At 66.4% G+C, this 1,368-nt stretch carries 2 protein-coding genes and 1 pseudogene; all 3 read left to right on the forward strand.

Annotation, left to right across the window (positions count from 1 at the left end):
- Positions 1–316, forward strand: a pseudogene (locus GSQ79_RS19040) (hypothetical protein); the annotation flags it as partial.
- A gap of 11 nt (positions 317–327) precedes the next feature.
- Positions 328–975 (forward strand): hypothetical protein, encoded by a 648-nt coding sequence (locus tag GSQ79_RS19045; protein WP_158810248.1) that lies wholly within the window; start codon positions 328–330, stop codon positions 973–975.
- Positions 976–983: 8 nt separating this feature from the next.
- A partial coding sequence (locus GSQ79_RS29065; protein ID WP_210253137.1) for a hypothetical protein occupies positions 984–1,368 on the forward strand: 385 nt, incomplete at its 3' end.

The raw sequence follows: 1,368 nt of genomic DNA on the forward strand, positions 1-1,368 counted from the left end.
AGGCGGCGCTGCCGGTACGAACTCGTCGTCCGGCCCGGCAGGCGGCTTTGGCGGGGCCGGAAGTGGCGGCCAAATCAACGAATTCGGCGGCAACGGCGGCGACGGGTCTTCCTTAAACACGGTCCCCGGCGGTGCTGGCGGAACCTCGAGCCAGGGCGGCGGTGGCCGCACCTCCACGCTCGGGTCAAACACCAGCACGGCCGCGAACGGACGCGCCCCTGGATCAGGCGGCGGCGGCATCTGGGGTTCGGGCACCAGCGTCGGGCCTCAGACCGGTGGCAATGGTGCCACTGGTGCCATCTACATCAACTACTGAGGAAGACGCGCATGACCACCAAGATCTGGGCGCGGTCCACCACCTGCGAGTCCTTTGTCGCAGGCTCCATCGTCGGCGAGCTGCAGAGCTTTGATGCAGCGCTCGTGCCGGGCAGGGACATCCCCGCGCTGTGGGCACAAGATGTCTCGAACGTGGCCGGCATCGCCGTCGGCTGGATCTATAGCGGATCGGTCTTCGCGGCTCCCGTTGCCGTGCCACCCACACAGACGCAGCTTGCAGCTTCACTGACCGCTGCAGCCCGGGCCTCCAGCAACTCTATCACCAACCAGATCGCGGCGACCGAAACGCACCTTGCCGGCTATCAGAGCGCGGCCAACATGGTGCGCGCCGCAAACGGCGTGCCCTCGGCCGATCCCGACAAGACCGCGTTTGGCAATCTCGCAACGGCGATAGGCTTGCCGGCCACGACGCTTGCCGGCGTCGTCCTCGCCATGGACGCGACCTCCGTCGGCAACCTCGCCATCCTGATGACTCTTGAAGCGGCCGCGGCCGCGGCGACGACGGCGCCGCAGCTCGCAACAGCACTCTCGACCTTTGAAGTCGCAATCGCCGCTGAAGTGACCGCGCTTAACAAGGCCGGACTGACGACGACGATCGTGGTGCCTGCGGCGATCATCATCGCCGACATTAACGCGTGAGGCAGCCGATGTTCGCTCGCCTCCGCGCGCCGCTGGCGCTTGCCTTCATTGCGGCCGCTCTATCGGCGACGACGGCGGGCTCCAACACCAGTCTTCCGGTCAAGAATGCAACTGGAGGTACGGTCAACGAGGATGCAATCGCATTGCCGAACGGCAATGTGGCGCCGACGCATGTGCTCGTAGACGGGGGTGGCACGCCGTACTCGCCGTCCAATCCACTCCTCACGGCCCCCGCCATCTACCCCGTCGCCTTTACCGATCGGTCCGGCACCGTTGTGACAGTGGGGGCCACGGTCGTCGACATCGCGGCGAGCACGGCGCGCAAGGGCGGATCAATCCGGGCTGCGACCACGAACACGGGACTCATCACGATCACCTTGAAGGATGCGTCGG

Origin of the sequence: Beijerinckia sp. L45 (assembly GCF_009765775.1) — a bacterium.
In the GTDB taxonomy this organism is placed as follows: domain Bacteria; phylum Pseudomonadota; class Alphaproteobacteria; order Rhizobiales; family Beijerinckiaceae; genus RH-AL1.

What these genes read in the sequence shown, in the direction of transcription:
- GSQ79_RS19045 (WP_158810248.1), top strand. Translation starts at nt 328, where the DNA reads ATGACCACCAAGATCTGGGCGCGGTCCACCACCTGCGAGTCCTTTGTC.